This is a genomic window from Paenibacillus sp. FSL R7-277, assembly GCF_000517965.1.
In the GTDB taxonomy this organism is placed as follows: Bacteria; Bacillota; Bacilli; order Paenibacillales; family Paenibacillaceae; genus Paenibacillus_AQ; species Paenibacillus_AQ silagei.
Window position 1 is genome coordinate 56,853 of sequence record NZ_ASPX01000065.1, and the last position, 24,551, is coordinate 81,403.

A 24,551-nucleotide genomic window follows, 5' to 3' on the forward strand; every position below is an offset into this window, starting at 1 on the left:
CGGGAGTGCAGGCCCCAGGCCGCGCACTTCCAAAGAGTGTTTTTGCGTTATACTATGAAATCCGGTAGGCTGGCACCTGCCGGCCATCAGTGTCCGTAAAGGCGTATTTCCATGCCAGGTCCCCTACCTTCTGGGGAGTACCAGTCATGGATATCACTTCAGGATCAGCAGCAAGTGCTGCAACTGCCCGTCCGATATAAGCGGTTGATTCAGTGGTCTGAAGCCCCTCCTCCTCCTGCCAGTGCTCCTCATCTGTGCCGAAGCTGTCCAGGACCAGCTCGGTCCGCATCCAGCCCGGAGAAACGGGGATCACTGCGATGCCATCCTCAGCCAGTTCAAGGGATAGCCCGTAGGCCATACGCACCAGCGCATTTTTGGACAGATCATAATAGAAGTTCCCCGTGTACTTGTACTCGTCCCAGAAGGTCGTATGGATGATTAATTTACCCGCCCCCGCTCCTTCCCTGCGCATCAGGGGTACAGCATAATAATTAGTCATTAGCTGCGCCCTCACACCGGCAGTGAACATATGATCCCAATGCTGCACCGGCTGCTCCCAGAACGGTTCATTCCCGATAGGGAGAGTATTGCCGCCCCAGACGTTATTGACCAGAATATCCAGTCTGCCCTGCTCTGCGCTAATCTGCCGGATTACAGCCTCTGTCTCGCTGTCATTGGTATGATCACAGCGGATCACGGCTCCGTCCCCGCCTGAGCGGCGGATCTCAGCCAGCACCCCTTCAAGCGTTCTTGCTTGTCCCTCCTGCGGCATACCGGCATTCCTGCCCGTAATGTATACATAGGCACCAGCCTTCGCCAGCTCCAGTGCAATGCCTCTGCCCGCTCCCCTGCTCCCGCCTGTTACCAATGCCACTTTCCCTTGCAGATTTGTCATTTGATCCGCTCCCTTTCATCTATCATGCCCGGATTAGATGATCATTTGCGCTAATCCGTACTCTTGTCTAATATATACCTTATACATGACAACCATTGACATATATAAATAATACATTCAAGGGAGGTTACAGAATGAGAGCGGATCGCCTGATCACTATCGTTCAACTCTTACAGAGCCGCGGGAAAATCAGCTCCAAAGAGCTGGCGCTAACGCTGGAGGTATCCGAACGTACAATCTTCCGGGATATGGAAGCACTAAGCTTCTCCGGCATCCCCGTGCTGGCGGAGCGCGGCCGGGAAGGCGGCTGGAAGCTGGCTGAAGGCTACCGGAATTCCCTGACCGGAATGAACACCAAGGAGATTGCCGCGCTGCTGGTGCCCGCTGATCCGGCGATTCTGCACGCTCTGGGCATTCAGGAGGAGTTCTCCTCGGCCGCCCGCAAGCTCCAGGCCGTCGCTACGCGGCAGCCAGTCACCCCCTTCAGCTTCCTCAGCCAGCGGATTCACATCGACGGAGCCGGGTGGCATCCCTCCGGGGAAACCTATCCCTGCCTATCCGCTTTGCAGGGAGCCTTATGGGAAAACCGCAAGGTGAGCATCACCTATCTGCGCGGGGAGGACGCCGCAGAGCGGCTGGTTGCACCGCTGGGGCTGGTAGTCAAGCGCGGCGTCTGGTACTTGGTCGCGGGGCATCACAGCGAGCTGCGGACCTACAGGGTCTCCAGAATCACTGAGGCCAAAGTCACAGATGAGTCTTTTGAGCAGCCGGAGGATTTCCACCTGTCTGAGTACTGGGAGACCTCCACCGCCGCATTCAAGTCTGCCTTGCCCAGGTACCCCTCCAGCCTTCTTGTAAGAGAGCAAACGATGAAGGAGCTGCAGAAGGAGCGATACGTCGCCCTGTTGCACCAGGAGCCTGCTGAGGCCCCGGGCTGGATCAGGGCCGAGGCCGAGTTCAACACGCCGGAGTCTGCGTGCCGGATCATCCTGTCCCTGGGTCAGGGTATCAAGGTGACGGCACCGCCTGAGCTTGCGGATACGGTTGCTGCGGCTCTGCGTGAAGCGGCAGCATTATACGATTTTTAATAATAGACCAAATGCACTAGTATCCCCTATAATATTACAATACACATTATTATTTATAGGGGGACTTTACATTATGGACTGGATGAACAAGCTGCCGTTGAAACAAAAAATCGTCACCGGATGTTACCTGGTTGCCGCTTTATTCGCTGTCCCTGTCTTAATCACACTAATCCTCATGGACAGGCTGCTCATCGGCATTATTCTTGTCGCCGTCCTGGCAGCGCTGACTTACCCGCTTGCGCGCTTCATTGAGAGAACGCTTACATCTTCATTTGAGGATATCTCCAATGTGACGCACACGATTGCCAAAGGCGACTTCACCAGCCGTGCCGATGAGAATGGCTCCATGGGCGACATCAGCCGCTCCTTCAACACCATGATTGACAAGCTCAAAAAAATCCTCACCGATGCCTCACAGATTACCCGTCAGGTTATGGACGCCAGCCGCGGGATTGAAGACAAGAATCAGAACCTGAAGTTTGTCATGGCGCAGGTGGCCTCCTCCTCCAATGAACTGGCCCTCGGTGCTAACGAAATCTCGGTGGATATCGCTGATATGACCGAATCGATCAAGGATATCGAAATCAAAGTCTCCAATTATACGAATTCCACCAAGGAAATGAATAAAAGGTCTGTACATACGCTGGAATTGGTAGAACAGGGACGGCAATCGGTGGATACCCAAGCCGAAGGCATGCGCAAGAACATCCAGGCTACCCAGAAGGTGGCGGATACTATCGAAGCCCTATCGCATAACGCACGAGGCATTACGATGATTACCAAGACGATTACCGAAATTGCTGAACAGACCAACCTGCTGTCGCTCAATGCTTCTATTGAAGCTGCCCGTGCAGGCGAGCATGGCCGCGGGTTCGCCGTTGTTGCCCAGGAGGTCCGCAAGCTGGCCGAGGAATCCACCGCTTCAACCAAAGAGGTGTTCGGTCTGGTACGCAGCATCGAAGCGGATATCAAGCAGGCTATCGATAACATCGCCATCAATGAAGAGGTAGTCCAAGTGCAGAATGAGATGATTACGGAGACAGCCAACATTTTTGCTCAAATTGTGCATAGTGTCCAATACATAACCGAGCAGATTGCCTCCTTTTCCGCAGAGAGTGACCTTATGCTGGAGAGCGCGCTCAAGATCTCCGGGGCGATCGAGAATATCTCAGCCATCACCCAGGAGACCGCCGCAGGGACGGAAGAGGTATCCGCAGCGATGAACGAACAGATTCATGCTCTTCAATCCGTAGCTGAGGAGACAGAGAAGATGACCTCCGCGGTCTTCAACCTGCAAAAAACGATTCATATTTTCAAATTTTAACCTCAGCACAAAGAGACACGCCTGCGGAATTTTCTGCGGGAGGTGTCTCTTTTTTTGGGCAAAACAAAGATTGTTATGTAATATTCACAAATTGTTGAAATTGTGCATAAGGGTAAAAACCGTGCTTTGCACTTCTTTACTATAGTCGTTCTATTGTCATAGCTTGTCTATAAGCTAACATCTTACATCACTATTACTTAAGTCCTATCACTGAAATTTGTAATGCTGTATATCTAGTGAATTCTTAATGTTTTGCAGTAAATCAGGAATGTAATGAGGCTTTGTGCTCACTTCCCACATTAATCAACCTAAACGGCCATTTGCATTTTAAGACTTTAGTCTTCCAGGGACAACCATTTTCAAAAGTTTGAAAATCCAAATATTTAGCCATTTCCACTCCTGAATATTCGTCAAATTCCGAGTTTCTTCTCACAGGGGTTATTGACAAAAGCGGAGCAAGGAATATATTGTAAAGGAAAATTCTCCACAAATTCATTTATAACCGCATACCGGCAAAATTCACCGAAAGGGAATGACGCAAAGCCATGGATCTACAGTCTCATTTCTGAAGTGGGATCATGACAGCCAGGTTGCTGAAAAACTGTGAACGCCTTAGGTTTCGCGTTTGATTATGGTGATTCGTGCAACAGACCTGTGCTCCAATGGTGAGTACAGGTTTTCTATTGCTGACGTATACAAATAACAACTTGCGGGGTGGATGTTCTGAAGACAGTTGCAGATTATATGGCGGAAGCATTACACGATCTGGGAGTCACTCATTCTTTTGGAATCATAGGCAAGTCTATTTGCCCCATCGCTTTGAAAATGGTTGACTACGGTATAGAGTTCATCCCCGGCCGGCACGAATCCAGCTCCGGCTTCGCCGCCGGCGGTTATGCTCTGAAGACCGGCAGTCTCGGGGTAGCCTTCGGCACCTCCGGTCCGGGCGGAACGAATCTGCTCACCGCAGCAGCGCATGCCAAGGCCAATAATCTTCCCGTCCTCTTCATCACCGGACATCAGTCCATCAAGGAGCTGGGCATTCCCCAATGTCAGGATTCCACTTCCTACCTGGCTGATTTGGCAGATATGTTCCGGCCGGCCACCCTCTTCAGCAAGCTCGTTGAACGCGGCGATCACTTCAGCACGATTTTCAACCATGCCCTATCCATCGCCCTCGGTGACCAAAAAGGTCCGGTCCATCTCTGCATTCCGTTTGATGTGCAGACAGAGCGGCTCGCGGAATGCCGGATTGTTCTGCCGGAACGCGAGGGACTAGTCAGTTATCAGAACTATGACCGGGTCATCTCGGCGATTAATCAATCCGCTAGGCCGCTGATCATTGCCGGTAAAGGCGTCAACCGCTCAGGTGCCCATCAGGAACTGGTTCAGCTGGCTGAGACCTTCAACATTCCTGTAGTCACCTCTCCAGGCGGCAAAGGTGCAATAGCTTATGATCACCCGCTCTACCACGGTCCTGTCGGCGTTGGCGGCTCCTCGCACGGCGATGAATTGCTGAACAACAGCGACCTGTTCATTGTTCTGGGCTCCCGCCTGAGCGACATGACCATCTGCAACCTGAAGCCGGAGAATCATCCGCCGCAGCTGATCCAGTTCGATGTAGATCCAACCTTTGTCGGCAAAATACTGTCCTCATCCACCATCGCTGTCGGCGGGGACTTAAGGGATAACCTGGCACTGTATCTTCAGAAGCTGGACCCCTCTACGGTCACCAAGCATGAAATCACAATCTCCAATGCTTACAATGACGAGTTGCCCGTGCTGGCGGGGCTCTCTCTGGCTTCGGTAATGAGCACAATGAGCGACCTGATTCCTTACAACAGCAGCGTGTTTGTAGATGACGGCAGCCACGGGTTCAATGCTGTGAAATGGTTCAATGTCCGCAGGCCCGGCAGCTTCATATTCGATGCCTACTTTGCTTGCATGGGCAATTCAATTGGCATGGCGATCGGTGCCAAGACGGCTTCTCCCGGAGAGACTGTCTTCTGCATTACCGGTGACGGCTGTTTTATGATGCTCGGAACTGAAATAAACACAGCCGTTTGCAAGGACATTCCGGTGATTTTCATTGTGGTGAACAATAAGCAGCTGGATATGGCGCTTAAGGGTATGGAGAAAACGACCGGCCGGATTGACGGTACGATCTTCGAGGTTCCGATGGATGCCGTGAAATTCGCCGAATCGCTGGGTGCAGCCGGCTTCCGCTGCGAGACGCAGGAGGAGTTCGCTGCCGCAATCCGCGAAGCTGTGGCACTTAACAAGGCAGCTGTCATTGAGCTGCTGACTGACCGTGATGAAATGCCTCCTACGGCCCACCGCACGCTGGATCTTACGTAAGGAAGCCGTATCCGCACACCTTTTCTAACCTACTATCAGGAGGACATATCGTGAACAAGAACATGAACAGCGGACTCGATCATTTCACTGATCTCTCAGGAGATTATGGGGCCAAGGCCCTGGCTCCGATCAAAGAGCATTTTCCGGAATTAGCCGAATATATCATGGGCAATGCCTATGGCGATATTTTTCAGCGGACCACGATTGGCTCTGACTGGAAGGAGATCGCGGTGATCTCGTCGCTGATTACGATGGGACAATATGAACAGCTGGGGGTTCATTATGTAATGGCGCTCCGCGTTGGCATGACCGTCGAGCAGATCAAGGGCGTGCTGCTGCATCTGACCCCTTGCGTCGGTGCCCCCCGGGTGATTTCGGCCTTTAATGTGCTGCTGGATACCCTGGAGGAGATCAAAGAAAAATCTTCATAAATCTACAAATTTCGACTTTTGATTGCACGTTTCAGTATGATCTGGTTATAATGAAGGCAAAATATCCCAAATCGAATTGCGGTTTTGTCGAATAGAGTCGCAGGAATAACGTTTTGGAGGTATTGGAAATTACACTTAGGGAGAGATCAACATGGGACAATTTATTTTGAAGACAGATACTGCGAAGAAAGTAATCAATATTGAGCTGGAGGGAACCTTCTCTAACGAGGACGGGCTCAAATCTATACAGGCTTACCAGCAGACTATTAACCCGATCAGCCCTGCTGAATATGCACTAGAGATCGACTGCCGCAAGCTGAATGTAACCGCTCCTGATGTTGTACCGCTGCTTGAAGGCTGCTTCATCATGTTCAAGGCTGACGGCTTCCAGAAAGTGAGTCTTACCCTGGAAAATAACCCGATCCTCAAAATGCAGCTGGCACGCCTGGGCCGCAAAGCAGGACTTGAGAATCTGGAGATCACTTCAACCGTACAAGCTTAATAAATACAATTTAAACCTAAATCAGCCGCTTGAAACGCACAGGTTCATTCATTAAACCGGCTGCTAATGCTGGAAGAGAGTTTTGTAAGAAGCAGATTCGTGAGAAGTATAGCTAACAAAACTTTAGGAGGTCTGTACTATGGCGGGGATTCGCATTAAGGACATTGATATCTACCATCCAGACAAAAGAATCGGCAATGACTTTTTCATTCAGCATTTTGATGACAAAGGTATTGATATCCGTGGACTGTTGGCTACTCTGGGCCGTGAAAACCGCTACAGCATCGACAGCCCGGATGAGAATTCCCTGACAATGGCTTTTGAAGCCGCAAGTAATGTTCTGGAGAAGACCGGTCTTACCGGCCCTGACATTGACCTGATCGCTTATGCAAGCCAAACCCCTGAATATATATTTCCTACGAACTCATTGATGATTCACCGCCTGATTAACGGGGCTTCGCATACCATCTGTATTGACAGCAATGCCAACTGTGCCGGAATGACCGCCTCGGTTGAGCAGGTCAGCCGCCAGATGATGGCGAACCCGAGAATCCGCCGCGCCCTGGTCATCGGCTCCGATTACGTGGCACCGCATGCGGACAAGAATGATCCGGTATATTACGCGAACTTCGGTGATGCCGCTGCCGCTGTTATTCTGGAGCGCGATGAGCATTCGGTCGGCTTCATTGACTCTATCTACCAGACAGACACCTGTGTGTACGGCAACTCTCTGTTCCCGGCAGAAGGCCTGGCTAAGCTCGGACGCACCGGTGTTGCCGCAGGAGAGTTCAATGTGAAGTTCATTCCATTCGATGATTCCATCTGTGTGGATGCCGCTTCCGAATCAATCAACACTCTGCTAAGCAACAACGGGATTGCCCCTGAATCGGTCAAGGCTGCCTGCTTCTCACAGCTGTCTCTTCCGAACATCCAGGCCGTCTCCGGCAAAACCGGTATTAACCCTGAGGCCGCAGTCTACATAGGCGATGAGTTCGGCTATACCTCGACCAGCAGCCCGTTCATTGCCCTTCACAGAGCCGTCACTACCGGGCAGCTTGAACGCGGAGACAAGGTCCTGTTCTGGACCGTGGGCGCCGGATGGCAGAATGTCGCATTTGTAATGGAGTACTAATCTTACTGTTCATTCTGTTCCAGAGTAAAAAACGGCCCGCAGCAAAGTTTCTGCCTGCGGGCCGTTTCTGTTCTTAATGCCTCTACTCCGCTCTAAAGTCTGCCTTCGTGCTTGCCCTCATGCTTCTCCCAGCCCATCGTGCGCGACACAGCATCCTGCCAGGCACCGTATCTGCGTTCCCGCTCCTCCGGCTCCATCTGCGGCGAGAAGACCTTCTCGGCCGTATTGAAGCTCTCCAGCTGCTCACGGGTCCATACCCCGGAGGTAAGTCCGGCTAGCAGCGCAGCGCCAAGTGCTGTAGTCTCCGCGTAGGTTGTACGTGTCACTTCGCTGCCCAGAATATCGGCCTGGAACTGCATCAGCAGATTGTTGCGCACCGCACCCCCGTCTACCCTCAGGCCGGTGAGCGGCATGCCGGCATCCTTCTGCATCGCGTCGATGACATCGCGGGACTGGAAGGCCAGTGATTCCAGCGTCGCCCGTACCAGATGTGCGGAGGTGGTGCCCCGCGTCAAGCCGAATATGGCGCCCCGCGCATACATATCCCAGTAAGGCGCACCCAGGCCGGTAAAGGCTGGAACCACCACAACCCCCTCACTCTCGTCCACCTCGCTGGCCTTCTCTTCCGAGTCGGCGGGCGCGACAATTAGCCCCAGCCCCTCCTGCAGCCACTGCACAGCCGCTCCAGCCACGAAAACACTGCCTTCCAGTGCATAATAGAGCTCATCGCCCATGCCCCAGGCTACCGTGGTCAATAGGCCATGACTGGATGCCACAGCTTCAGTGCCTGTATTCATGAGAATGAAGCAGCCTGTCCCATAGGTGTTCTTAGCACTGCCTGCCTCCAGGCAGGTATGACCAAAGAGCGCTGCCTGCTGGTCCCCGAGCACCGACCGGATAGGAATCTCCAGACCGAACCACTGCTGGTCACAGACACCGAAATCTCCGCCCGACATCCTCACCTCCGGCAGAATGGACCGCGGAATACGCAGCGTGTCCATCAGCTCTTCATCCCACTGGCGCTCATGCAGGTTATACATCATCGTTCTTGAAGCATTAGTAACGTCTGTAGCGTGTACCGCACCCCCGGTCAGCTTCCAGATCAGCCAGGTGTCTATCGTTCCCGCCAGGAGCTCTCCCTTGCCTGCACGCTCTCTTGCTCCCGGTACATGGTCCAGAATCCATGCCAGCTTGGTCGCCGAGAAATACGCGTCGATGACAAGCCCCGTCTTGTCCGCAATGACTCCGGCCATACCCTGCGATTTCAGCGCCTCACATTGGTCTGCTGTCCGCCGGTCCTGCCAGACAATTGCCGGATAGATCGGCTCTCCTGTAATTTTATCCCAGATGAGTGCAGTCTCCCGCTGGTTGGTAATGCCGATTGCCGTGATGTGATCAGCCGGTACGGAGCTTGCTGCAATGGCATCTCTGGCTGCGGCAAGCTGGCTCTCCCAGATCTGCTCCGGGTCATGCTCCACCCAGCCCGGGCGGGGAAAGGATTGCCGGATCTCATATTGCCCCTGCGAGATCACTTCCGCCTCTGCATCAAAGAGAATTGCCCGTGAGCTGGTAGTACCTTGGTCCAAGGATAAGATCATAATGCCCAGCCTCCTGCAAGCCTTAGCTTGAAATATATGTTTCACGATGAACAATATTAATGTGGTGATTTCAACAAAAAGCACCTCTGCTCTCAGAGGCGCTGTCATGCATGGTCTTGGTTTACTGTTTTTCGACAGGAAGCCGCAGGGTAAATGTGGTGCCTTCTCCCAGCTTGCTGGAGGCATAAATGCTGCCGTGATGCGATTCGACGATATTCTTCACAATAGCAAGACCAAGCCCGGTACCGCCCGTCTCCCCGCGCAGGCGCGCTTTATCCGCTTTGTAGAAGCGTTCGAAGATAAACGGCAGATCCTCGGGGTTAATGCCGGCCCCCTGGTCTCTGATCGCGATCTCTACCAGACTCCTGCCCTCTAGCACTACTGTGCCTGCCAGAATAGAGATTCTCCGGTCCGCCGGAGTGTGCCGGAAGGCATTATCCAGCAGATTGGTCAGCACCTGCTCCAGCTTGTCTTCATCGGCTGCCGCCAGCAGCAGTTCCTGTTCAGGCTTCTTAAGCTCCAGCATGATATCCCGCTCCTTGGCTCTGACGGAGAACTTGCGGTATACCCGCTCCAGCAATTCTCCCACATCCACCCTGGCCTTCAGCATATCCGTATGTCCTGCTTCCATGCGCGCCAGGTCCAGCAGATCCTTCACCAGACGGCCCATACGCAAGGATTCATCATGAATGACCTGAACCAGCTCACTGCTCTCCTCCGGAGAGGAAGCCATTCCGTCTAGCAGTGCTTCACTGTACCCCTGCATCATGGATAGCGGGGTGCGGATCTCATGGGATACATTGGCCACGAAATCACGCCGCATCTTCTCCAGACGTACCTCTTCGGTCACATCCCGCAGAACGGCAACAGCTCCGCGCAGATGATCTTCGGAATAGAGCGGTGCCATGTGCACCGACCATACCCCCTGCCGGACATGGACATTGGAGCGTTGATCGCCCCCGCCCTCAAGGGTGCTGAAGAACAGCGGACGCAGCGGCGGCGGCACCTCACTGGAAGCGGAGGCCTTCGGAAGTAAGCCGTTATCCTCTTCTTCCTCCCAGGCAAGATCACTCCAGGTTTCGAGGAGGGTCTGGCCATGCGGATTGGTGAGGATGATCCGGCCTTCGATATCGAAGGTGATTACCGCATCGCTCATGCTGCGCAGAACACTGGATAAATGCCCTTTTTCATTATTCAGACTGCGTATATTCTCTTCCAGCTCTTCCGCCATGTGGTTAAACGATGTGGCGAGCTGGCCGATCTCATCGCTTGTGACCAGGGTCAGTCTTGTTCCATACTCGCCGCGGCGGATGTCATTCGCTGCCTCAATAACCTGCTGCATCGGCTGGGTGATCTTCGTGAACAGGAACAGTGCAAAGAAGGTGGTCAGAGAGAACCCGATCATGCATGTATACATGAACAAGCGCTTGATTGCACCGGAATTGGTGAAATTACTGTCGATGTAAGGCAGCAGGAACAGCCCGAGTGTAATGAGCACGACAGCAACCAGAAAGATGATCGTGATCCACAGCTTACCGACAAGGCTTCTCCAGAAGTTCACTTATTTAGGCACCTCTAGCTTATAGCCTACTCCCCATACCGTTGTAATCATCGCTGCCGATTCCGGGGATACCTTATTCAGTTTTTCACGCAGACGCTTGACATGGGTATCCACGGTGCGCAGATCTCCGAAGAACTCATAATTCCATACATCCTTCAGCAGCTCCTCACGTGAGAACACCTTGTCCGGTGAGATGGCCAGATAATGCAGCAGCTCGTATTCCTTGGGCGTCAGACTTACCTCTTGGCCCCCTGCGCTTACGCGGTGTGCATCATGCTCAATAATCAGGAACGGGAACACGATATTGTTGCTTGAATTACTCTCTTTGGACAAAAATGCCGTTGCGGAAGAACGGCGCATGATCGCCTTGACCCGGTAGATCACCTCGCGCGGACTGAACGGCTTGACGACATAATCGTCTGCCCCCATCTCAAAGCCCTGTACCCGGTTAATCTCCTCACCCTTAGCGGTAAGCATCAGGACCGGTGTGGACTTCACCCCTCTTAGCCGGGTCAGCACTTCAATCCCGTCAATACCCGGCAGCATCACATCCAGCAGAATCAGACCGTAGTCATTGGCGGTTGCTTTGCGCAGGGCGATTTCCCCGTCCTCCGCCTCATCAATCTCGTAGCCTTCTTTTTCAAGATACATTTTGAGCAGGCGGCGGATACGTTCTTCGTCATCCACCACCAGAATTCTATTCAAGTGCTCAGCCATTTACACAACAACCCCTTCATCAATTACAGTAGAACGTCACCCTGGATCATACGCATGCCCGAAAGAAGCCTGAGCTTATCAGTCCGTTCCCGCATATGAATGAAGTCCGGCGATAACCAGGTTAACGCCGACCAGGGTAAACATTACGATTAGAAAGCCGAGTACAGCGAGCCAAGCGGATTTGCGTCCCTGCCAGCCGCGGGCCAGCCGCAAATGGAGATACGCACTGTAGAACAGCCAGGTGACGAGAGCCCAGACTTCCTTGGGGTCCCACCCCCAAAATCTGCCCCAAGCCACCTCGGCCCATATCATTGCAAAAATCAAAGCCCCCAGTGTGAAAATCGGAAACCCGATGGCGATTGCCCTGTAGGTAATCTCATCCAGGTCATTCTCGTCAATTCCATCAAGTACCGGATGAAGAGCCTTCCCTAGCGGCTTACGCACGGCCAGCCGAAGAAGCCCGTACAGGAGCAGTCCGGACAGCAGTGACCAGATCACAGTGTTGAACTTGCGCCCTGCATTGACGCCATTCATCCAGGATGGTGCTTGAAACAAAGGCTTCTGAAGCCCAAGAAACGGCTGGAAGCTCTCAATTTCGCTATGGTACGGTGCCACAATCGGCGGCATTTTATAACTCACTTTCTCTATTGTACTATCTTCCTGCCCGGGGCTGTCAATCGTAACGTTCGAACGGACAAAAACAGATTCATAGCCCGCGCCGCGGAAGGCAAATACAGATCCAAGAAACCCAATTATAACAATGATCGAGAACAGAGTAAATTCGACCAGCCGCTGCTGCTTGCGGTCACTGCGTTCCTTGCTGTCAAATTTCACTGTCCGCAGCAGATACATCAGCCCGGCGGCAAAGCCAACCGCGAAGAAGGATTCCCCGAGGGCAGCAAGCGTGACATGAATATTCAGATAGATCGATTTGAGCGAAGGAATGAGCGGCTGCACTTCCTGCGGAAATACTGCTGCATAGGCCATCACAACAATGGAGATTGGAACCGCGAATACCCCAAGAATCATCTTGCGGTAAATGGCGAAGATCACCGTAAAAGCCACCATCACCATCATCGATAGGAAAGTCATGAACTCATACATGTTACTTACCGGAATATGACCGGCCCCCATCCAGCGGGTAATGAAGTACGCCAGATGGCAGAGCAGCCCGAGTGAGGAGGTGATAAAAGCAATCCGGCCCCACCGTGCAGTATGCTCCTCCGGCTTCCTGCCCGACCATTTGCGGCCCATAATAGCAATGGTGAACAACATGAAGGCACCGCTGTATAAGAAAAATGCGGCTATAAAGACGTCACTGCTGAAATCGAGCAAGTTCATGCCATGCCTCCTCCGTTGTCCAATGATTTGTCATCGACTGTCATGTCTATCTGCTCCAGAATAGAAACGAGCTCACGGCGGAAGCCGAACCAGTTCTTGTTCGTGTGGCCTCCAAGCACCAGCTGTCCATCCTCAACGATCAGCCAGATGCGTCTGTGCTGCCAGTAGAAGCCGAGAATCAGCCCCAGCATGACAATACCCGCACCAATCCAGACGAACGGCATGGCCCGGTCCACACGTATATTGAGATAGGTGGTGGATTCCGAGAAATCCACATCCGTCATACTGCCCACCTCAAGCTCCAGAAACCGTGTGCCGCCTCCAAGCTTGTCGTTGATGGCCTCCTGCTGGAAGCGCTCCTTGTCCACCTGCTTCGGGAAATAGAAATATTGCTGCCCCTCTGCCGGCAGATCCGGACCACGGATCAGGAAGAGAAACGCCGGAGCGTTCGGATAAGGGGAGGTGGAGACCGGACGGCCTTCCTCATTCAATCCGAAATCCATATACTTCTCCTTCAGTTCAAGCGTGTACGGTCCGGCCTTGAAGCTGCGCTGCGGATTCTTCATATCCAGTCTGAACTTGCCGTAGCTCTCGCCGGTTGAAGCATTGACCAGATCAGGCTGCACGGAACGCAGCACAGGCGTAAGGTCATAGTCAAACTGATACGCTTTCATTCCTTGGTAGCTTAGAGGAGAATTCACCTGAATGTCGTGTCTGGCCACTTCCGCAAGCTGAGGCTCCTTGGAGGGATCGCTGCAGTCTGCCGTACATTCATATAGAACCGCCTTCGTCTCATAGAGCTTAGGGAGAACCTTCTTGCCCCGGAATTCCTCGGGCATCTCTTCTTCACTATAGAATTCTACCGTGAATTTCTCGTTCTTCAGGTACATGCTGGTGTCCGGTATCTTTACTGTCTCTCCCTGCGGGAAGGCAAGATGCTGATCCATATTCAGACCCGGCAATCCCCTGGCAAGCACAGCAAGCAAAAATATAATCAGGCCGATATGTATTACATAAGGTCCCCAGCGGCTGAAACGGTGTTTCTCGGCCAGTAAAGCGCCGCCCTCCGTCCGCACGCGGTATCCTTTCTTCTTAAGCGGCTGAACGATCCGTGCCACCCATTCCTCCGGCTCCCCCTCCACCTCTGTATTCAGCGTAAGCTTTTGACGGGTAAGGAACTGGCGGTGCTTGCGGATCTTCTGCCGGGTTAGTGCCTTGTAGAGCGGAAGCACGCGGTCCAGGCTGCAGATGACCAGAGAAGCTCCAATCATAACCAGCAGTGTCACGAACCACCAGGATTCATAGGTATGCGAAAGGCCGAGTCTATAGTATATATTCCCGGCTGTTCCATACGTTTGTTCATAATAGGTTGAAGCATCAATATTTAAGAAGGTGCTTTCTTGCGGAAATATCGTACCGAGCATCGCACCCAGCAGCGTCAGCACAATCAGGTAGATGGCAATTTTGACGGAGGAAAAAAAGTTCCAGACCTTGTCGATCACTCCCGGGCTTACCCGCTGTGAACGGCGGGCCACCCCATCGTAGCGCATCTCCAGGTTCCCCGAAGCGTTCTCTTCCTTCTCATCCAGCGGCTTGCCGCAGGCTTCACAGAGAACCGTTCCTACAGGATTCTGGTGACCGCATTCGCATTTGGTGTTGCTGATCAGCGGCTCATGCTTACTCATGGTCCCACCAGCTTCCCGATTTGCTCGTCAAGCGAGTTCAGATCCAACTGGCCGATATGAATGCTGTCCACCCTGCCCTTCGTATTAATGAAGAAGGTAGTGGGCAGCGGGGAGACCCCGTAGCTGCGGACCGCGTTGCGTCCCTTATCCATGACAACCGGAAAATCAATATCCACGAGCTTCACGAAATTGTCCACCGTCATCTGATCCTCGCCCACATTCACGCCCAAGACCACGACACCCTGGTCCTTCCATTTCTCCCACTGTGCCTGGAGGGCAGGCATTTCCTTCACGCATGGTGCGCACCAGGATCCCCAGAAGTTCAGTACAACCGACTTCCCTCTGAATTCCTCCAGCGTATGGGTCGCACCGTCCAGCCCAAGCAATTCAAAATTTGGCGCTTTCCCGCCTTCTTGAGGCTTGCCGTCTCCCCCGAACACAGAGGAGCTGATGGCATAACCCCCAAGCAGAACAATTAGAAATAGTATCACGATTTGGATTGGCTTCCTGGCTTTGCCCATACAGGGGTACCCCCTTCTGTGACGCAACTCATTACTTTAGTTGTAAGGTGTGAACATCCTATGAACATTATAACGAATATTGTCACAGTTTTAGGAGGGGAAATTGTGAACTTTATGTGTCTTTGCGTGTCTGATTGTCCCGAAGCATTCCCGCTTTGGCAATTTGCTGCAGATGATTGATCTCATCCTTGGTCAAATGGCGGTAAGAGCCGCGCTTGAGATTCTGAAGCAGGATATCCCCGAAGGAAATCCGCTTCAGACGGATAACCGGATGTGACACAGCCTCGAACATCCGCCGGACCTGGCGGTTGCGGCCTTCATGGATGGTGATGCTGATTACCGCTTCTTTATTGGCTTCATCAATATCCTTGTATTCGACTTCCGCTGGAGCGGTCATGCCGTCTTCCAGCTTAATGCCGGCTTTCAGCTTGTCCAGCGCTGTGCCATGCGGCACACCCTTGACCGTAGCCAGATACGTCTTCGGCACATGATGCTTCGGATGCGTGAGCAGGTTGGCAAACTCACCGTCATTCGTCAGCAGCAGCAGCCCTTCCGTATCGTAGTCCAAGCGGCCTACAGGGTATACGCGCTCTGTGATTCCTTTCAGGTAATCCGTTACTACCTTGCGGCCCTTGTCATCCGAGGCGCTTGTAATTACACCTTTGGGCTTGTTGAACATAATATAGATTTTATTCTCGCCCCGGATCAGTCTGCCCGAGACTTTAATAATATCGGTTGCGGGGTCCGCCTTTGTGCCAAGCGTAGTTACGAGTTCCCCGTTGACTTCCACTTTACCGGCCAAAATCATTTCTTCACACTTGCGTCTGGACGCAACACCTGCTTGCGCCAATATTTTCTGTAATCTTTCCATTTTCGACTACTCACCTCAGGTTAATGATAACCATCGGAGGCATAAATCACAAGATCATTCCACGGAAAAAATGCGCCGGGGCAAGTTTCACTATGCGGCTCCACCGTAAGCGGCGACATTTCATAGCGCCCGGACAGCTCCAGTATCAGCTTCCCCGCCGCAAACAGCTGCTGCTGGCGCTCCGGAAGCTGGGGCAGCTGCTCCGCCTCCCCGTAGTTGCCTTCGAGGCAAATATGAATATGCTCCGGGTCTGTCAGCAGCGGCGCCGCGTAGACCGAGCCGTTCAGCCCGACCCAGAAGTCGAATCCTTTGCCGTTAATAGACGGACAGCGGGAATGATGCAGTATAAAGCCTTTGTAGTCCACCCTTTGTCGTCCTCCCTCCGTATTGCTGAAATAGCATATGAAGTGGGGGGGCGGGCGGTGAGGACTGTTTGTTAATTAAAATTTGTTAATTAAAAGCGTTGACTAATCGTAACTCCAAGGAATGTTTGGACTTCCGGCCGCTGTTAGGCTCCAATTTCCTGATTCCAAGCCGCTGACAGCGGTAGAAATTGGACCCTAAAGGCGGACGCTAGCGCTCCTACAGTTCCAAAATTCCTCTCCGTTACTCCATCAACGCAGGGGCAAACCTAATAAAAAAACAGTCCTCACCTCCCGGAAGGGGGTGAGGACTGTAGGGCAAGCGGCAAGCGGCTGCGGGGCAGCGCTTGGGGACCACCACACCACCACCACCGGCTGCGGGGCAGCGCTTGGGACCTTCAACCTTCTGGGACCCGCCTTGGGTTCTGGGGGTCTGCCTGGAATAATCAGGTGCATTAATACCCTTCATTCACTCATCTGGCCGACTTTTGTTGGAATCTCCTGAAGGCAAACAATTGGAAAAACGTATCGTAATTTATGAGTTTCGGGGAAATTGTCTGAAGCAAATGGAAAAAGGGCATTTAATTTGTTTAATTTCACTACTTTGGCGAGAATACGTTTAATTAAGCAGCATTTTTCCAACTGCTGTTCCTGCAACGTTCATTCGCCTAGCAGCAAGTGGAGAAAATCCATCTATCTATCAATCTATCTCCTCCAATCGCGCCCTCCTACCCGAACACCAGCAGACAAACGGCAATGGCAGCAATGAAGCCGACGACGTCCGAGAACAGGCCCACCTTCAAGGCATAGCGGCCGTTACGGATGCCTACAGCGCCGAAATAGACAGTCAGCACATACAGAGTGGTGTCTGTGCTGCCCTGTATAGTAGAAGCGATCATACCGATGAGAGAGTCCGGGCCGTGGACGCGGATCAGGTCTGTAGTATAGGCGAGTGATCCAGTGCCCGTCAGCGGGCGCAGGAGACCGAGTGGAAGCACCTCTGACGGAATACCCAGTCCCTCCATCAGAGGGCTTACAAAGCCCATCAGGAAGTCCAGCGCACCGGACGCGCGGAACACACTGATCGCCACCAGCATGCCGACCAGATGGGGGATAATTGCAATGGCGGTACCGAACCCGTCCTTCGCGCCCTCCACGAAAGATTCATAGACCGGAACCTTGCGCGTGAAGGCATACAGCGGAATAAAGGTAACCATGACCGGAATCGCCCAGGCAGAGATCAGACTGATCAGTTGTAACACGGACGGTCACCCTTTCACCGAAGAATGTGGGAGCGCCCCGCTCCCGTTTGCCGGGCCGGTACCGGCGTTCAGGACCGGCGGCGGTCCGGGCGGCCTGCGGAGCAGGGTGAGGCGGCGGAACAGCCTGTCCGCAGCAATCGCCGCCAGGGTAGCCACTGCCGTCGCCGCCAGGGTGGTCCCGACGATGGCCGCCGGGTCCGCCGATCCGTAATTCAGCCGGATTGCAATCAGAGTCGCCGGAATTAGAGTGATGCTGGCAGTGTTCAGCGCAAGCAAGGTACACATGGCCGGCGTTGCGGTCTCCTTATCCGGGTTCAGCGTCTGCAGCTCCTGCATCGCCTTAATGCCCATTGGAGTGGCAGCATTCCCCAGCCCCAGCAGGTTGGCGCTCATATTGGAGAGAATGTAGCCGATCGCGGGATGCCCTTTGGGCACATCCGGGAACAGAAAGGAGACTACGGGGCCCAGCACTTTGGAGATTTTCTTCAGCAGGTCGGCATCCTCCGCAATCCGCATAATGCCCAGCCAGAACACCAGCACACTGATCAGCCCGAAGCTGACGGTCACCCCGCTCTTCGCGCCATCGAATACGGCGGCGGTGAACTCGTTCATCCGTCCGTTAACTGCCGCAAAGCCAAATCCGATCAGGATCATTCCGAGCCAGATTCCATTTAACATACCTACCCCTCCCCCGGTTCATTCTGAATACTGTTTGTCTATCTACCCGTTATTCCCCCGTGCGGAACAACGCCCGCAGCGCACTGCCGAAGGCCTGCAGCCAGTTGCCCGCCGGATAGGCGGAGGCGCTCGCAGCGTTATATTTTTTCTCATACGGTGAGGTCTCCGGCGGGAGCTGGCCAGGCGTGTACACCGGTACCCGCCCGATCTCCTTATCTCCCAGCTGCAAAATAATCACACCCCTGAGCCCGAAGTTAACATCGCCCTCACTCCCGTTGGCATTCGCGCTTGCCCTGCCCGCACCTGCACTTACACTGGAGCCTGCACCTGCACTCCCCGAACCCGCAGCATTACCACCCGCAGAGGCCTGGGGAGCTGCACTAAGCACCAGCTTGTTGACGAGCCTTGCTTCCTCCCCCTGACCAAGCGGATATGCGAAGGCCTTGCCGGTCACCAGACTGTAGCCTTTGACGGCCTCGCCCCGCCCGACCAGCGTCTTCAGAGGATAATGGTTGAAGCCGAAGTCCAGCAGTGAGGAATGGTCGTTCCAGTCATTGCCGTCGTTCAGCGTAACAGCCACGAGCTGCTGCCCGTCCCTTGTAGCGGAGCTGACCAGGCAGCGCAGCGCTTTTTTGGTATACCCCGTCTTCACCCCGTCCGCTCCTTCGTAGAGTCGCAGCATCTTATTTTTGTTGCTCCATTTATAGTCCCATTTCTCGTAGGGATTGTCCGCCGTCTTCTCTTTGGTGGCTACGATCTCCTTGAATACCGGGTTATGCATCGCATATGCGGTCAATACGGCCAGATCATTCGCGCTGGAAAAGTGGCCTTCTGCATCTAATCCATGCGGATTGGCAAAATGCGTATTTTTCAAATTCAGCTCCTGCGCCTTGGCGTTCATCAGGTAGACGAACCCCTGCTCCGAACCGCCGACATGCTCGGCAATTGCAGTTGCCGCATCGTTGCCGGAGCGCAGCATCAGCCCATACAGCATATCCTTCAGCGTCATTTCCTCGCCCAGCTTCAGGTACAGGGAGGAGCCCTCCTTGGCAAAAGCATTTTTGCCGACCTTGACCTTCGACGTTATGTCGCCGTTCTCTATCGCCACAAGGGCGGTCATAATTTTGGTCAGACTGGCAATCAGCATCGGCTCATCCCCGCGGCTGCTGTACAGAATTCTTCCGGATGTCACATCAATCAGCGCCGCCGCCCTCGCATGCGTGGAGATCGAAAGGTTCTCCGCCCGGACAGCAGACAGCGGCACCAGCGCAAGCAGCAGCACACACAACAGTAAGGACAGCGTAGATTTTCGGGTTAGTGTCTTCATGTTCATCCTCCGGCTTCTTATCCGTTCCTTACGCAACGGTTCATCAGTCTTGCCTGGTTGTACAAGTGTATGCGGGGCATGGGGCAGGTATGTCCTATCCGCCATCATCCGGCAAAAAAGGGATACCACCCGCTAAGGTGATATCCCTGCTAATTTGTCATTTCCCTGTATCCTAATGTGTTGACGAATGGTCAGACGAGCCGGTCCCGGTCTCCACAACGGTTTTGGTTACCTTGGAGCCGGGAATATCTGAAGCTTCGGGAACCATGCCGGGCTGGAACATATTCTGAATTTTGTCGAGCAGGTTAGGCGTGGCATCAATAATTTTCTCGAACAGATGGGTCTGATTATCCAGCGGCACAATATGTACCCCTTCCCTGCCAACGACCAGAAAAGCGATTGGACGAATAGACACGCCGCCCCCGCTGCCGCCCCCGAAGGGTAGCATTTTGACACCGGACCCGCTGCTGTTCACGCCCGGACCATCATCCTCCACCCTGAAATCACTACCGCCGGCTGCGAAGCCGAACGTCACCTTGCTAATCGGCAGAATGACGGTGCCATCGGGCGTTTCAACCGGATCTCCTACAATTGTATTTACATCAACCATGCCTTTAATATTTTCCATTGCGGTCTGCATGAGACCTTGAATCGGATGATCTGACATTGTTTGTCTCCTCCTCGTGTGTATATAAATGTACCTGCAGTATTTATCTTGCCCACTATAGATTGGAGTATGTAGATTATTTAGGAACGTTCACGGCTGAGCAATCTCTTCCACCGGCCCAGACCGCCTTCCACCTTCGACACACGCCGCAGCAGGAGAAGCCCCGCATAGAGCGCATATCCGGCGGACAGCTTGCCGCTGCAGACGGCTTCCGTTGCAAAAGACGGCTGATCCCGGAAGACAGGAGCCACAAATATTCCCGGCTTATGCACCAGTCTGACCATGCGGGAGAGTACGCCAATCATCGTCCACTTCAGTCCCCATAAGGCCCCCACCGCCGTGGCAGTCGTTGCAGCCTCCCCCAGAGAGAAGTCCGTGGACCAGTCCAGCTTGGTGATCTGAATATGAGAGACGGTGTCTTTAAGCCATTTTTTCAGACCGCGGGTGGCATGTAACGCAGTGCGTATATCCTTTAGCCATTGCGTCACAGATTCTTTATCGACCTGCCCTTCCTTCTCGCTATCCAGCTTCACTGGTGCGATTCCGCTTTTCTCCACCTTGAGCTTAATACCCTGTTCAAGGCTCTGGAAGACCAGCGCAGGCACCTCATAATGAAATTTAACGAGGCCATATACAGCTTTGATGTCGAATTCGATGCGGTCATCCTTACCCAGCCTGCGGACACGCAAGTGAAAATGAATCGATGACGCCAAAACCAGCAGGAACAGCAGAACTACGAGCAGCAGCAGGATTAAGGGTATTGCCAGCCATAACGTCACACGGTTAACCTCCAAGCAGACTTTAGAATAATAAACATGGAGCCTCTGGATTAGTATGGCAATTACGGCTGGATAACATTCGGTGATTTCGCAAACTTCTCCATTTCCTATGAAAAAATGCCGCTGCCCCCGAAGGGACAACGGCATCTCAAGAACAGCGGCGGGTCCGCTGCGGTTATTCTACCTCATCGAAAGTCATCTGGCTGTCCAGCTTGCTGAACAGCAGCTGAGTCTCCTCTTCCAGACCCTCGGAGGTATCGAAGCTTGACGGCTCCGGCAGCTCCTTCAGGCTGGCCAGCCCGAAGCTGTCCAGGAAGGACTTGGTCGTTCCATACAGAATCGGACGCCCGACAGCCTCCGCCCGGCCCACCTCGTGGATCAGATCCTTGTTTCCCAGCGTGTGGATGGCCCGTTCGGATTTGACGCCCCGGATCTCCTCAATCTCCACTCTCGTGATCGGCTGGCGGTAAGCCACAATGGCAAGTGTCTCCAGCGCCGCCTGGGACAGGGACGACCTGGAGGGCGAATACGCCAGACGTTCAAAATACTGAGCATGCTCCGGGAGTGTCGCCAGCCGGTAATTCCCGGCAATCTGGACCACCTGAAGGCCACGGCTCTGCGAGTGGTAATCCTCTCTTAAGTCATCCAGCGCTCTTGTAGCCAGATCAGGCCGCTGCTCGGTAATCTCGGCAATCTGCCGGACCGACAGACCTTCATCCCCTGAGAGAAACAGCAGGCCTTCAATAATCGATTTCAGCGTGTTGTAGTCCACTGACATCCTCTCCTCCTCTCCACTCCATAACAATATCCTCAAATAATTTCTCCTGATAGCAGTAAATGGCCTTCATCTTCATCAGCTCCAGGATGGCCAGGAAGGTGGTCACAATCTCATGCCGGTCCATCTCCTCATGCAGCAGGGAAGAGAAGCGCATTCTGCCGCCGATCCCTTTGCGCTGAAGCGCTTCGGATACATCACGGATACGATCTTTTACCGAGATCTCATCCCGGGTAATCCGCTGGTACGAGGTGCGCCGGGCAGCCTTGCTTAGCGCCTTGCGGAACGCAGCGATCAGATCGGCGGTATGCAGACCCTTCAGTGTATTGTCCGTCTGCGCAGGGACGAAAGGACCCAGATCCTCAGGCTCCTTCGTAAAAATCAGGCTGCGCTCGCTCTCCATATCCAACAGCTGCACCGCGATGCTCTTGAACTTACGGTATTCAATCAGTCGCTGCACCAGCTCCGCGCGCGGATCATAGCCGTCATCCTCATAATAATCGAAATCCTCGATTTCAATGACGGGCGGCTTCGGCAGCAGCATTTTGCTCTTAATCGACAGCAGAGTGGCAGCCATCACCAGAAATTCACTGGTGATATCCAGCTCCAGCTCCTTCATTCCCTGTAGGAATTCCATATACTGCTCGGTGATCTCGCTGACCGGAATGTCCTGGATGTCGATTTCCGCCTTGTCAATCAGATGCAAGAGCAGATCGAGCGGACCTTCGAACGTCTCCAGCTTGTACAATACAGTCACGCGGTTTCCTCCAGCCCAAAAAAAGTAAAGTGCAGCGCCGCAAGGACGCTACACAAGTAGAAAGATCTATATTCATGCTTTCTTCTCATACCTATAAATAAGCACGATTTACGCTCTTTCGTCAAGAGGTGTATTATTTGAACAGCTTATTCAGGTTAGCCATTTCGATCGCGGCAGTCGCTGCGTCCCAGCCTTTATTGCCGGCTTTGGTTCCTGAGCGCTCAATAGCCTGTTCAATATTCTCCGTCGTAACCACACCAAAAATAGTCGGAACACCCGTCTTAAGATTAATCGCCGCCACACCCTTGGCCACCTCGTTGCACACATAATCATAGTGTGTTGTAGATCCGCGAATGACTGTACCCAGCGTGATAACTGCGTCATATTTGCCGCTTTCGGCCATTTTTTGAGCAATCAGCGGAATTTCGAATACGCCCGGTACCCAGGCCACATCCACTTCATCATCGGCAACCCCATGGCGCTTGAAGGCATCGAGTGCCCCGGAGAGCAGCTTGCTGGTAATGAACTCATTGAAACGTCCTACGACAACCCCATATTTCAAGCCCTCAGATACTAAATGTCCTTCAAAATAATTCGGCATACTACTCATCAACCCTTCGTGTATAGGATAGGTAATCTATGATTAAATTTTGGTATTCTCATTCTGTTCAATCTTGTCAAAATTCAGCAGATGCCCAAGCTTCGCCTGCTTCGTATGAAGATAATTGGTATTGTCCTTGTTCTCCGGCATCTGGATCGCTACGCGCTCCACCACCTCAAGGCCATAGCCTTCCAGCCCCTTGATCTTGCGCGGGTTGTTGGTCAGCAGCCGGATCTGGCGGATGCCGAGATCCTTAAGAATCTGTGCCCCGATGCCATAATCCCGCAGATCCGCCGCGAAGCCCAGCTTCAGGTTGGCATCCACAGTATCCAGCCCTTCTTCCTGCAGCTTGTAGGCGCGCAGCTTGTTGATCAGGCCAATGCCCCGGCCCTCCTGGCGCATATAGAGGAGTACACCTCTGCCGGCTTCTTCAATCTGGCGCAGCGCCGCTTCGAACTGCGGACCGCAGTCGCAGCGGTGCGAATGGAACACATCGCCGGTCAGGCACTCGGAATGCACACGTACGAGTACCGGCTCATCCCCGGAGATATCGCCTTTAACCAGGGCAACGTGCTCCTTGTCGTCCACCTCATTCGTATAGGCAATGGTCTGGAAATCACCGAAATCCGTCGGCAGATTCACTGCTACCTCACGGGTAACCAGATGCTCCTTCTCGTTACGGTAGTGAATGAGGTCCTTGATGCTGATCAGCTTAAGGTCATGCTTCTTAGCGATCTCAATCAGGTCAGGCAGGCGGGCCATCGTACCGTCCACCTTCACCACTTCACAGATGACACCTGCCGGATAAGCCCCGCACATGCGGGCCAGATCAACAGCCGCCTCCGTGTGCCCGGAACGCCGCAGGACTCCGCCTTTTTTGGCGATCAGCGGGAACATATGCCCCGGTCTGCGGAAGTCGGCCGGCTTCGCCTTCGGGTCCAGCATGGCCTTAATCGTCTGGGAGCGTTCACCGGCCGAGATGCCGGTCGTCGTATCCGCGTGGTCAACTGATACTGTGAACGCCGTACCATGATTATCGGTATTCTGGGACACCATCGGATGCAGGTCCAGCTCCTCTGCACGCTCTGCTGTGATCGGTACGCAGACCAGGCCGCGTCCTTCAGTAATCATGAAGTTAATCACTTCCGGGGTAGCCCGTTCCGCCAGAGCGACGAAGTCTCCTTCATTCTCACGGTCTTCATCATCTACAACGATAACGACCTTACCGCGCATTAAGTCGTAGATCGCATCTTCAATCGGGTCTAGAACACTGTCCTTATCAGCTTGCTGGCTCATATTACCGTCCTCCTAATGGCTAT

24 protein-coding genes and 1 riboswitch are annotated in these 24,551 nt (G+C 53.4%); of the genes, 6 read left to right on the forward strand and 18 right to left on the reverse strand.

Features of this window, described 5'->3' with window-relative positions:
* Positions 1 to 52 precede the first annotated feature (52 nt).
* On the reverse strand, positions 53 to 895 hold the full coding sequence (locus C173_RS18855) for an SDR family NAD(P)-dependent oxidoreductase (protein WP_036727346.1): 843 nt from the start codon (positions 893 to 895) through the stop codon (positions 53 to 55).
* A 134-nt stretch (positions 896 to 1,029) separates the two neighbouring features.
* On the opposite strand from C173_RS18855, the gene C173_RS18860 reads away from it, so the two are divergent.
* From C173_RS18860 to C173_RS18885, 6 genes are all read left to right on the forward strand, one after another.
* Positions 1,030 to 1,983, forward strand: coding sequence for a helix-turn-helix transcriptional regulator (locus tag C173_RS18860; RefSeq protein ID WP_036727348.1), 954 nt, complete (start codon positions 1,030 to 1,032; stop codon positions 1,981 to 1,983).
* A 73-nt stretch (positions 1,984 to 2,056) separates the two neighbouring features.
* A complete protein-coding gene (locus tag C173_RS18865; protein WP_036727350.1) occupies positions 2,057 to 3,307 on the forward strand; it encodes a methyl-accepting chemotaxis protein in 1,251 nt (416 codons plus the stop codon).
* Positions 3,308 to 3,808: 501 nt separating this feature from the next.
* Positions 3,809 to 3,905: riboswitch (cyclic di-GMP riboswitch) on the forward strand.
* 146 nt (positions 3,906 to 4,051) lie between these two features.
* Complete coding sequence (locus C173_RS18870) at positions 4,052 to 5,665, forward strand: thiamine pyrophosphate-binding protein (RefSeq protein ID WP_235191948.1); 1,614 nt, start codon at positions 4,052 to 4,054, stop codon at positions 5,663 to 5,665.
* A gap of 50 nt (positions 5,666 to 5,715) precedes the next feature.
* Positions 5,716 to 6,096, forward strand: coding sequence for a carboxymuconolactone decarboxylase family protein (locus C173_RS18875; protein WP_051478169.1), 381 nt, complete (start codon positions 5,716 to 5,718; stop codon positions 6,094 to 6,096).
* Between the two features lie 151 nt (positions 6,097 to 6,247).
* Positions 6,248 to 6,598, forward strand: coding sequence for a hypothetical protein (locus tag C173_RS18880; RefSeq protein ID WP_036727352.1), 351 nt, complete (start codon positions 6,248 to 6,250; stop codon positions 6,596 to 6,598).
* Between the two features lie 139 nt (positions 6,599 to 6,737).
* On the forward strand, positions 6,738 to 7,730 hold the full coding sequence (locus C173_RS18885) for a 3-oxoacyl-[acyl-carrier-protein] synthase III C-terminal domain-containing protein (protein ID WP_036727354.1): 993 nt from the start codon (positions 6,738 to 6,740) through the stop codon (positions 7,728 to 7,730).
* Positions 7,731 to 7,822: 92 nt separating this feature from the next.
* On the opposite strand, the gene glpK is transcribed toward C173_RS18885, so the two are convergent.
* From glpK to C173_RS18970, 17 genes are all read right to left on the reverse strand, one after another.
* Positions 7,823 to 9,328 (reverse strand): glycerol kinase GlpK, encoded by a 1,506-nt coding sequence (glpK, locus tag C173_RS18890; RefSeq protein WP_036727356.1) that lies wholly within the window; start codon positions 9,326 to 9,328, stop codon positions 7,823 to 7,825.
* Positions 9,329 to 9,449: 121 nt separating this feature from the next.
* Positions 9,450 to 10,889: a HAMP domain-containing sensor histidine kinase gene (locus C173_RS18895; RefSeq protein WP_036727358.1), complete on the reverse strand. Its 1,440-nt coding sequence runs from the start codon at positions 10,887 to 10,889 to the stop codon at positions 9,450 to 9,452.
* Positions 10,890 to 11,606 (reverse strand): response regulator transcription factor, encoded by a 717-nt coding sequence (locus C173_RS18900; protein ID WP_036727360.1) that lies wholly within the window; start codon positions 11,604 to 11,606, stop codon positions 10,890 to 10,892. It abuts the gene before it with no gap.
* A 78-nt stretch (positions 11,607 to 11,684) separates the two neighbouring features.
* Positions 11,685 to 12,947, reverse strand: coding sequence for a cytochrome c biogenesis protein CcsA (gene ccsA, locus C173_RS18905; RefSeq protein ID WP_036727362.1), 1,263 nt, complete (start codon positions 12,945 to 12,947; stop codon positions 11,685 to 11,687).
* Positions 12,944 to 14,632 carry a cytochrome c biogenesis protein ResB gene (resB, locus tag C173_RS18910; protein WP_036727364.1) on the reverse strand — a complete coding sequence of 563 codons (1,689 nt, stop codon included), beginning with the start codon at positions 14,630 to 14,632 and terminating at the stop codon, positions 12,944 to 12,946. The genes ccsA and resB overlap by 4 nt, the downstream gene beginning before the upstream one ends.
* Positions 14,629 to 15,153 carry a thiol-disulfide oxidoreductase ResA gene (gene resA, locus C173_RS18915; RefSeq protein WP_036727366.1) on the reverse strand — a complete coding sequence of 175 codons (525 nt, stop codon included), beginning with the start codon at positions 15,151 to 15,153 and terminating at the stop codon, positions 14,629 to 14,631. Before resA ends, resB begins: the two co-directional genes overlap by 4 nt.
* A 112-nt stretch (positions 15,154 to 15,265) precedes the next feature.
* Positions 15,266 to 16,024, reverse strand: a complete 759-nt coding sequence (locus C173_RS18920; protein ID WP_036727368.1) for a pseudouridine synthase — start codon at positions 16,022 to 16,024, stop codon at positions 15,266 to 15,268.
* 20 nt (positions 16,025 to 16,044) lie between these two features.
* Positions 16,045 to 16,389, reverse strand: a complete 345-nt coding sequence (locus C173_RS18925; protein WP_036727370.1) for a hypothetical protein — start codon at positions 16,387 to 16,389, stop codon at positions 16,045 to 16,047.
* A gap of 725 nt (positions 16,390 to 17,114) precedes the next feature.
* Positions 17,115 to 17,648 (reverse strand): spore maturation protein, encoded by a 534-nt coding sequence (locus C173_RS18930; protein WP_036727371.1) that lies wholly within the window; start codon positions 17,646 to 17,648, stop codon positions 17,115 to 17,117.
* Between the two features lie 6 nt (positions 17,649 to 17,654).
* The gene (locus C173_RS18935) at positions 17,655 to 18,326 is read right to left on the reverse strand and encodes a nucleoside recognition domain-containing protein (RefSeq protein ID WP_036727373.1); all 672 of its coding nucleotides are present in this window, start codon (positions 18,324 to 18,326) and stop codon (positions 17,655 to 17,657) included.
* 49 nt (positions 18,327 to 18,375) lie between these two features.
* Positions 18,376 to 19,659, reverse strand: a complete 1,284-nt coding sequence (locus C173_RS18940; RefSeq protein WP_235191949.1) for a D-alanyl-D-alanine carboxypeptidase family protein — start codon at positions 19,657 to 19,659, stop codon at positions 18,376 to 18,378.
* A 166-nt stretch (positions 19,660 to 19,825) separates the two neighbouring features.
* Positions 19,826 to 20,320 carry a GerW family sporulation protein gene (gene ytfJ, locus C173_RS18945; protein ID WP_036727374.1) on the reverse strand — a complete coding sequence of 165 codons (495 nt, stop codon included), beginning with the start codon at positions 20,318 to 20,320 and terminating at the stop codon, positions 19,826 to 19,828.
* A gap of 80 nt (positions 20,321 to 20,400) precedes the next feature.
* Positions 20,401 to 21,099: a DUF2953 domain-containing protein gene (locus tag C173_RS18950; RefSeq protein ID WP_051478171.1), complete on the reverse strand. Its 699-nt coding sequence runs from the start codon at positions 21,097 to 21,099 to the stop codon at positions 20,401 to 20,403.
* A gap of 175 nt (positions 21,100 to 21,274) precedes the next feature.
* On the reverse strand, positions 21,275 to 21,871 hold the full coding sequence (gene scpB, locus C173_RS18955) for an SMC-Scp complex subunit ScpB (RefSeq protein ID WP_036727407.1): 597 nt from the start codon (positions 21,869 to 21,871) through the stop codon (positions 21,275 to 21,277).
* The gene (locus tag C173_RS18960) at positions 21,840 to 22,631 is read right to left on the reverse strand and encodes a segregation and condensation protein A (protein WP_036727376.1); all 792 of its coding nucleotides are present in this window, start codon (positions 22,629 to 22,631) and stop codon (positions 21,840 to 21,842) included. The genes scpB and C173_RS18960 overlap by 32 nt, the downstream gene beginning before the upstream one ends.
* 133 nt (positions 22,632 to 22,764) lie before the next feature.
* Positions 22,765 to 23,232: a 6,7-dimethyl-8-ribityllumazine synthase gene (gene ribH, locus C173_RS18965; RefSeq protein ID WP_036727378.1), complete on the reverse strand. Its 468-nt coding sequence runs from the start codon at positions 23,230 to 23,232 to the stop codon at positions 22,765 to 22,767.
* Positions 23,233 to 23,274: 42 nt separating this feature from the next.
* Positions 23,275 to 24,528, reverse strand: coding sequence for a bifunctional 3,4-dihydroxy-2-butanone-4-phosphate synthase/GTP cyclohydrolase II (locus C173_RS18970; protein WP_051478172.1), 1,254 nt, complete (start codon positions 24,526 to 24,528; stop codon positions 23,275 to 23,277).
* Positions 24,529 to 24,551 lie beyond the last annotated feature (23 nt).

What these genes read in the sequence shown, in the direction of transcription:
- C173_RS18935 (WP_036727373.1), bottom strand. Translation starts at nt 18,326, where the DNA reads ATGTTAAATGGAATCTGGCTCGGAATGATCCTGATCGGATTTGGCTTT.
- C173_RS18885 (WP_036727354.1), top strand. Translation starts at nt 6,738, where the DNA reads ATGGCGGGGATTCGCATTAAGGACATTGATATCTACCATCCAGACAAA.
- ribH (WP_036727378.1), bottom strand. Translation starts at nt 23,232, where the DNA reads ATGCCGAATTATTTTGAAGGACATTTAGTATCTGAGGGCTTGAAATAT.
- C173_RS18865 (WP_036727350.1), top strand. Translation starts at nt 2,057, where the DNA reads ATGGACTGGATGAACAAGCTGCCGTTGAAACAAAAAATCGTCACCGGA.
- ytfJ (WP_036727374.1), bottom strand. Translation starts at nt 20,320, where the DNA reads ATGTCAGATCATCCGATTCAAGGTCTCATGCAGACCGCAATGGAAAAT.
- C173_RS18870 (WP_235191948.1), top strand. Translation starts at nt 4,052, where the DNA reads ATGGCGGAAGCATTACACGATCTGGGAGTCACTCATTCTTTTGGAATC.
- C173_RS18860 (WP_036727348.1), top strand. Translation starts at nt 1,030, where the DNA reads ATGAGAGCGGATCGCCTGATCACTATCGTTCAACTCTTACAGAGCCGC.
- ccsA (WP_036727362.1), bottom strand. Translation starts at nt 12,947, where the DNA reads ATGAACTTGCTCGATTTCAGCAGTGACGTCTTTATAGCCGCATTTTTC.
- resB (WP_036727364.1), bottom strand. Translation starts at nt 14,632, where the DNA reads ATGAGTAAGCATGAGCCGCTGATCAGCAACACCAAATGCGAATGCGGT.
- glpK (WP_036727356.1), bottom strand. Translation starts at nt 9,328, where the DNA reads ATGATCTTATCCTTGGACCAAGGTACTACCAGCTCACGGGCAATTCTC.
- C173_RS18970 (WP_051478172.1), bottom strand. Translation starts at nt 24,528, where the DNA reads ATGAGCCAGCAAGCTGATAAGGACAGTGTTCTAGACCCGATTGAAGAT.
- C173_RS18880 (WP_036727352.1), top strand. Translation starts at nt 6,248, where the DNA reads ATGGGACAATTTATTTTGAAGACAGATACTGCGAAGAAAGTAATCAAT.
- C173_RS18855 (WP_036727346.1), bottom strand. Translation starts at nt 895, where the DNA reads ATGACAAATCTGCAAGGGAAAGTGGCATTGGTAACAGGCGGGAGCAGG.
- C173_RS18940 (WP_235191949.1), bottom strand. Translation starts at nt 19,659, where the DNA reads ATGAACATGAAGACACTAACCCGAAAATCTACGCTGTCCTTACTGTTG.
- C173_RS18900 (WP_036727360.1), bottom strand. Translation starts at nt 11,606, where the DNA reads ATGGCTGAGCACTTGAATAGAATTCTGGTGGTGGATGACGAAGAACGT.
- resA (WP_036727366.1), bottom strand. Translation starts at nt 15,153, where the DNA reads ATGGGCAAAGCCAGGAAGCCAATCCAAATCGTGATACTATTTCTAATT.
- C173_RS18920 (WP_036727368.1), bottom strand. Translation starts at nt 16,024, where the DNA reads ATGGAAAGATTACAGAAAATATTGGCGCAAGCAGGTGTTGCGTCCAGA.